The organism is Micromonospora sp. ATA51, from assembly GCF_016802855.1.
In the GTDB taxonomy this organism is placed as follows: Bacteria; Actinomycetota; Actinomycetes; order Mycobacteriales; family Micromonosporaceae; genus Micromonospora; species Micromonospora sicca.
In genome coordinates this window covers 1-6,119 of the sequence record NZ_JAEVHJ010000369.1, presented here as the reverse complement: position 1 = coordinate 6,119, position 6,119 = coordinate 1, and the positions used below count along the sequence as shown (strand labels likewise).

At 72.3% G+C, this 6,119-nt stretch carries 8 protein-coding genes and 1 tRNA gene; 3 read left to right on the top strand and 6 right to left on the bottom strand.

Features of this window, described 5'->3' with window-relative positions; genetic code table 11:
- Nucleotides 1-391, top strand: a 391-nt coding sequence (locus tag JNW87_RS33265) for a hypothetical protein (RefSeq protein WP_238455042.1), incomplete at its 5' end; no start/stop codon positions are given.
- Nucleotides 392-410: 19 nt separating this feature from the next.
- Here JNW87_RS33265 and JNW87_RS33260 read toward each other — a convergent pair.
- From JNW87_RS33260 to JNW87_RS33240, 5 genes are all read right to left on the bottom strand, one after another.
- Nucleotides 411-1,025, bottom strand: a complete 615-nt coding sequence (locus tag JNW87_RS33260) for a histidine phosphatase family protein (RefSeq protein WP_238455041.1) — start codon at nucleotides 1,023-1,025, stop codon at nucleotides 411-413.
- 171 nt (nucleotides 1,026-1,196) lie between these two features.
- On the bottom strand, nucleotides 1,197-1,640 hold the full coding sequence (locus JNW87_RS33255) for a DUF998 domain-containing protein (protein WP_238455043.1): 444 nt from the start codon (nucleotides 1,638-1,640) through the stop codon (nucleotides 1,197-1,199).
- Nucleotides 1,641-1,754: 114 nt separating this feature from the next.
- Nucleotides 1,755-2,174 (bottom strand): VOC family protein, encoded by a 420-nt coding sequence (locus tag JNW87_RS33250; protein WP_109804561.1) that lies wholly within the window; start codon nucleotides 2,172-2,174, stop codon nucleotides 1,755-1,757.
- A gap of 78 nt (nucleotides 2,175-2,252) precedes the next feature.
- A complete protein-coding gene (locus JNW87_RS33245; RefSeq protein WP_238455040.1) occupies nucleotides 2,253-2,657 on the bottom strand; it encodes a helix-turn-helix domain-containing protein in 405 nt (134 codons plus the stop codon).
- Nucleotides 2,658-2,693: 36 nt separating this feature from the next.
- Nucleotides 2,694-3,563: a sigma-70 family RNA polymerase sigma factor gene (locus tag JNW87_RS33240; protein ID WP_238455039.1), complete on the bottom strand. Its 870-nt coding sequence runs from the start codon at nucleotides 3,561-3,563 to the stop codon at nucleotides 2,694-2,696.
- 144 nt (nucleotides 3,564-3,707) lie between these two features.
- Here JNW87_RS33240 and JNW87_RS33235 point away from each other — a divergent pair, with 144 nt between their 5' ends.
- Entirely contained in the window at nucleotides 3,708-4,166 is a 459-nt protein-coding gene (locus tag JNW87_RS33235) for a carboxymuconolactone decarboxylase family protein (protein ID WP_109804557.1), read from the top strand.
- A gap of 81 nt (nucleotides 4,167-4,247) precedes the next feature.
- On the opposite strand, the gene JNW87_RS33230 is transcribed toward JNW87_RS33235, so the two are convergent.
- Nucleotides 4,248-4,324, bottom strand: a tRNA-Thr gene (locus JNW87_RS33230).
- 365 nt (nucleotides 4,325-4,689) lie between these two features.
- On the opposite strand from JNW87_RS33230, the gene JNW87_RS33225 reads away from it, so the two are divergent.
- On the top strand, nucleotides 4,690-5,781 hold the full coding sequence (locus JNW87_RS33225; RefSeq protein ID WP_109804556.1) for an ABC transporter ATP-binding protein: 1,092 nt from the start codon (nucleotides 4,690-4,692) through the stop codon (nucleotides 5,779-5,781).
- Nucleotides 5,782-6,119 lie beyond the last annotated feature (338 nt).

Below are 6,119 nucleotides of genomic sequence, written 5' to 3'. Positions count from 1 at the left end.
CCCCGACGGCCCGGCCACGACGACGACCACGCCCCGCGCACCCCGGACGCCGCCGCCCGGTGGTGCTGTCCGCACCGGCGGGCATCGCCGCACGCGGGAGACGCTGACCGTCGAGCCCGACGGCCGCTGGACCAGGGTCGACCGCGCCGGCGGCACCCGGAGCGGCCGGCTCGGCCCCGCCGACCTGGCACGCCTGCGGAAGTTGACGGCCGACCCACGGCTGGCGACCGAGACGACGGCCACCGCCGACCCCGGCGACTGCGCCGACGCCTTCGCCTACCGGCTCACCGTGGACACCCGGACCACCGGTTACGTGGACTGCGACGCCGGCCCCACCCGCCCGCCGGCCACGTCAGCATTGGTGGACCTGCTCACCCGCGTCACCGCCTGACCTGCCTGGGCCGCCCCGGTTAGACGACGTAGTCCGGTGGCAGGCCGGTGCCGCGCAGCTCGGGCGGCAGGTGGGCCACGTCGTTCAGGGCGATCAGGTTCGGCGGCCCGCCCGAGCCGTAGCGGATGACGGTGAGGCCGCAGTTGTGGTGTTTCAGGCCCAGCCAGCGCCGCTCCGGGGCGTCCAGCGCGTGCCGGACCAACCAGGCGATCAGGAAGTTGTGCGTGATCACCAGTTCGCGGACGTCCCCGTCCGCCGGGGGCCGCGCGAACCGGGCCACCGCCTCCGCCGTCCGGCGCGGCCCGTCCGTCCGCTCGCGCTGGTCGAAGCCGGCCAGGAAGGTCGCGTACGCCGGGGGCAGGGCGGCCCGGTCCGTGTCGTGCGGCAGGTGGTCTCCCACCATCTCCGCGGCGTGCACCGGCACGCCGGGCAGCGCGGCGGCGACCAGCTCGGCGGTCTCGACGGCCCGGCGCAGCGGTCCGTGGTGGACGGCGTCGAACGGCCGCCCGCGCAGCCGCTCCCCCAGCAGGGTCGCCTGCCGCCGGCCCCGGTCGGAGAGCCCGATGTCCGGCGCCTCGTCCTCCGCCCGGTGCTGCTCACCGTGCCGGGCCAGGTAGAGCAACCGGCTCGCCATCCGTCACCTCACACTGATCGGGAGGCGCGAGCCTAGCCCGCGCCTCCCGATCGTGCCGGCCTCAGACGCTCCGACCGTGGTCCGCCCGCCACAGCATGCCGGTGACCCAGGCCCAGCCGATCGCCACGGCCAGGCCGAAGCCGACCATGGTCGGCGGCGCCGGCCGGACGATCAGGGCCACCCAGGCCGCCGCGAAGCAGACCCCGCTGGCCAGGCTGTACGCGGCCCAGCCGCGCTCGCCCCGCCGGGCCGCCCGGCGGGCGGCGCCCAGCGCGCGACGATCAGCGCGACGAAGCCGATCGCCGCCGCGAGGAAGTGCAGCCCGCCGTGCCAGCTGATCTGACCGGGACCGCCCGGCGTACCGGCCGGGAAGCCGTCGGCCGGGTCGGCCCGGAAGATCCCGGCGAGCACCAGCCCGATCCCGTAGAGGGCGAGCAGCCTGGGCAGCCACCGGGCGCCGGTGTCCCGGCGCCCCAGCCCGGCGGCGGCGCCGAGCACGAGCAGCCCGCTGGCGAGGAAGGTGGTGATCTGCACCCACCCCAGGTCGCCGTTGCTCAGCACACTCACCGGGTGCCGGCGGAAGTCGAAGCCGTCCCGGGTGAGGCCCTGGACCAGCGCGGAGGCGGCGAAGAGCGGGCCGCGAGGGCGCCGCCGGCCAGCAGCGCCCGGTCCGGCCGACGGCGGCCGGACGTACCCGGAAGGGAACGGCCTGGGTCATCGGTCCGCTCCTCAGCCCTTCGGGTGCATCTGGCCGATGCGGATCATGTTGCCGAACGGGTCCCGGATACCGAAGTCGATGCCGTACGGGCGCTCGGTCGGCTCGTCGTAGATGTCGACGCCCTTTGCCACCAGGTCCTCGTACGTCTTGCGGGCGTCGTCGGTGGTGAAGAAGAGCGAGCCGCCCGTCGCGCCCTTGCTCAGCATCTCCCGCACCTGCTCGGCGGTGGCCGGGTCGAGGGCCGGCGAGCCGGGCTTCTCCAGCAGGATCTCGTGCTCGGGGTCGCCGGGGACGTTGACCGTCAGCCAGCGCATGAAGCCGAGGTCCTGGTCGGTGTTGACCTCCAGGCCGAGCTTGCCGACGTAGAAGTCGAGAGCCTCGTCCTGGTCGAGGACGTAGATCTGGGAGCGGGAAATCGAGTTGATCGTCATGCCGACGACGCTAGACCCCGGCCTGACCTGGTGCTTATCCAAAACTGCTGAGCTGGCGGTGCGTCGGCGCTGACCGGCTCAGCGGGCGGCACTCGGCCGCATCCACGCCTTCACGAAGCAGCTCGGCACGGCGGCCACGCCGGTGGCCTTGCGCCTGCGGTATGCCGAGGGGGACTCGCCGACGATGTCGCGGAACGTGCGGCTGAAGGTGCCGAGGCTGCCGAACCCGATCGCGTAGCAGATCTCGGTGACCGGCCGGTCGGTCTGCACCAGCAGGTACATCGCCCGCTCGACCCGGCGGCGTTGCAGGTAGCGGTGCGGGGTCTCGCCGAAGGTGGCGCGGAAGGTCCGGATGAAGTGCGCCTCGGAGACGTGCGCGATCCGGGCCAGCGCCGGCACGTCGAGCGGCTCGGCGTACGACCGGTCCATGGCGTCCCGGGCGCGCAGCATGGCCCGGTTGGACACCTCCACGGCACGACTCATCGCCGCCAGGTTACCGCTCGAGCTGGGCGGCGCCGATCAGCCCACGACCACGTCGAGAACGCGCAGCTGGTCCGGGTCGGCCACCACCTCGATGCCGATGATGCGGTCGGTGACGGTGAAGCTGATCGCGATGCGGGTATGGCCGTCGACGACCACGACGGCGCCGGGCGCCGCGTCGATGAACGCGGGCAGCGCGCCCTGGGCCCGCCCGGAGAAGAAACCCGCCACGACGGACGACCCGTGCACCGCGGCGGCGGAGGAGCCCAGCCGGGCGGCGACGGCGTCCGCGCGCATGACGACGTGCGGGTCGAGCAGGGTGAGCAGGTCCTCGAAACGGCCGTCCCGGGAGGCGGCGAGGAACGCCTCGACGATCCGGCGCTGACGGGCGGGGTCCGTCTCGGGCCCGGCCGAGCGGCTCTGCACCCGGCGGCGGGCCCGGCTGGCGATCTGCCGTACGGCGGCGGGGCTGCGGTCGACCACGGCGGCGATCTCCTCGAAGGAGACCGCGAACATGTCGTGCAGCACGAACACCAGCCGCTCGGTCGGGGCGAGGGTCCGCAGCACCACGTGGAGCGCCTGTCCGACCGACTCGGACAGCAGCGCCGCCTGCTCCGGATCGTCCGCGCCCGGGCCGGTCGTCGCCGGCTCGTCCCCGGTCACGTCGGCCGGTTGCTCGTGCCGAGCGGCGCTGGAGCGCAGCCGGTCCAGGCAGACCCGGCCGACCGTGGTGGTCAGCCAGCCGGGCAGGTTCTCGATGACGTCGACGTCGGCGCGGCTGAGCCGCAACCAGGTGTCCTGCACGGCGTCGTCGGCCTCGGCCCCGGAACCCAGCATCCGCTGGGCCACCGACCGGAGGCGGGGTCGCTGCTCTTCGAAGCGCCGGGCCAGCAGGTCGGTCTCGCTCATGGCCTTCCCCCCGGGACCAGCAAGTGACCGCCGTCACATCTGTCACACACCCATCCCGACCGTCGACATCCAGGCGACGGACGAGGGCGGGTACGGCACGGCGGACGCCGGCCAGCCTAACAGGACAGAATGGATGGAACGATCATGAAGGCACGGATGCAGAACCCGGCCATGATGCTCCCCGACGCCATGAAGGCGATCAACCTGCTCTACAAGGCCGCGCACTCCGCCGGCGTGCCCACCACGACGCTGGAGCTGATCCACCTGCGGGCCAGCCAGATCAACGGGTGCAGTGCCTGCGTCGACTCGGGCGCCCGCGGCGCGCGCAAGGCCGGCGAGACGGAGGAACGGCTCTTCGCGGTGGCCGCCTGGCGGGAGACGTCCTACTTCACCGACGCCGAGCGGGCCGCGCTGGCGCTCGCCGAGGCGGCGACCCGCCTCGCCGACCGGGCCGACCCGGTGCCGGACGAGATCTGGGACGAGGCAGCCCGGCACTTCGACGAGAAGGAACTCGCGGCGCTGGTGCTCTGGCTCGCCACCACCAACTTCTTCAACCGGCTCAACGCCACGACCCGCCAGTTGGCCCCGCAGAACTGGGGCTGAAACGAGGACGCCGGCCACGCGGGCGGGGGGCGCGTCGACGCCCTCGCCCGCGTCGTACGCGCTCAGAGCGCCGGGGGAAACTGGAGCCCCCGGCCGGGATCGAACCGGCGACATCTCGCTTACAAGGCGAGTGCTCTGGCCAGCTGAGCTACAGGGGCGAGTGGTGCCGTCGTCAGCATAGCGACCGGCGTCCGAATTTCCCGCTCGGCAGGCCTCCCGAGCATGGGAAACGTCAACTTCCCGACCTCGATGCCGACGGATCGACGCCGGACGTCGTCCACCGCCGAGGGGGTTGATGCCCGGGAGTGCCGGTGTGACCGGAATGCGCAATGCCGTCAATCCCAACCGGCACCCCTCGTCTTGGCAGGGTCGGAAAACCCGTTTACCGTGCAGTGACACGGACGACAGTCCGGCCGGCCTCGGCTGCCCGGGCGACGCCCGCTGGCCGGCACCGTACGGCGCCGGTCGCTCCTTCACTCGGATCGTCCGGCACGTTCCTGCCGGTGAAAGGAAGCGCTTCACCATGGCTACGGTCACCTACGCGAAAGCGTCCCGGATCTACCCGGGCACCGAACGCCCCGCGGTCAACCAGCTCGACCTCGAGATCGGCGACGGGGAGTTCCTCGTCCTGGTCGGCCCGTCGGGTTGCGGCAAGTCCACCAGCCTGCGGATGCTCGCCGGTCTCGAGGACGTCGACGACGGCGCCATCTACATCGACGACCGCGACGTCACCCACCTGCCGCCGAAGGCCCGCGACATCGCGATGGTCTTCCAGAACTACGCCCTCTACCCGCACATGACGGTGTACGAGAACATGGCGTTCGCGCTCAAGCTGCGCAAGACCTCGAAGTCGGAGATCGACCGGCGGGTCAAGGAGGCGGCCGGGCTGCTCCAGCTGGAGGAGTTCCTCAACCGCAAGCCGAAGGCGCTCTCCGGTGGTCAGCGTCAGCGGGTGGCCATGGGCCGCGCGATCGTCCGCGAGCCGCAGGTCTTCCTCATGGACGAGCCGCTGTCGAACCTCGACGCCAAGCTCCGCGTCCAGACCCGTACCCAGATCGCCTCGCTGCAGGCCAAGCTGGGCATCACCACCGTCTACGTCACCCACGACCAGGTCGAGGCCATGACCATGGGTCACCGGGTCGCGGTCATGCTCGACGGTGTGCTCCAGCAGGTGGACACCCCGCGGGCGCTCTACGACACCCCCGCCAACGTCTTCGTCGCCGGCTTCATCGGCTCCCCCGCGATGAACATCAAGACCGTGCCGCTGACCGAGCAGGGCGCCGCCTTCGCCGAGATGCACATCCCGCTGACCCGGGAGCAGATCGCCGCGGCCCAGGCCGAGGGCGGCGACGGCAAGGTGACCGTCGGTTTCCGTCCGGAGGACTGCGACATGGTCAGCCCGACCGAGGGCGGCATGCCGGTCGTGGTCGAGCTGGTCGAGGACCTCGGCTCCGACGCCAACGTCTACGGCCACGCCGCGCTCGAGGGCCTCAACGAGCGCTTCGTCGTCCGCACCGACCGCCGCAGCATGCCGAACATGGGTGACACCATCTTCGTCAAGCCGCGCACCGGCCAGAGCCACGTCTTCCACGCCGCCACCGGCACCCGGATCTGACGTACGCGACACGACAGGGGCGGTCCGCTGCGGCGGGCCGCCCCTCTCGTCGTAGCTGGGGCATGGCATACCTGGGAGCCACCGGAGAAGTGGCTCCTCGGGGTGATCCGGTACGGCGTACTCCGCTCGTAGCGTCACGGCAACTTCCGATTCGAGGAGATGCCGTGACCACCCTGCCCGACACCGCCACCAGCCTTCCGTCACCGCGTTCCCGGGCGTACCGGATCATCCGCCTGGCCCGCCGCAGCCGGTTCGGGCCGGTGTATGTCGCGGCGGCCGAGGCGATGGTGTGTCGGAGCCCGAGCAGTCGTGCGCGGACCTGCGTGGCCCGCTCTGGG

What these genes read in the sequence shown, in the direction of transcription:
- JNW87_RS33240 (WP_238455039.1), bottom strand. Translation starts at nt 3,563, where the DNA reads ATGAGCGAGACCGACCTGCTGGCCCGGCGCTTCGAAGAGCAGCGACCC.
- JNW87_RS33225 (WP_109804556.1), top strand. Translation starts at nt 4,690, where the DNA reads ATGGCTACGGTCACCTACGCGAAAGCGTCCCGGATCTACCCGGGCACC.
- JNW87_RS33235 (WP_109804557.1), top strand. Translation starts at nt 3,708, where the DNA reads ATGAAGGCACGGATGCAGAACCCGGCCATGATGCTCCCCGACGCCATG.
- JNW87_RS33245 (WP_238455040.1), bottom strand. Translation starts at nt 2,657, where the DNA reads ATGAGTCGTGCCGTGGAGGTGTCCAACCGGGCCATGCTGCGCGCCCGG.
- JNW87_RS33250 (WP_109804561.1), bottom strand. Translation starts at nt 2,174, where the DNA reads ATGACGATCAACTCGATTTCCCGCTCCCAGATCTACGTCCTCGACCAG.
- JNW87_RS33260 (WP_238455041.1), bottom strand. Translation starts at nt 1,025, where the DNA reads ATGGCGAGCCGGTTGCTCTACCTGGCCCGGCACGGTGAGCAGCACCGG.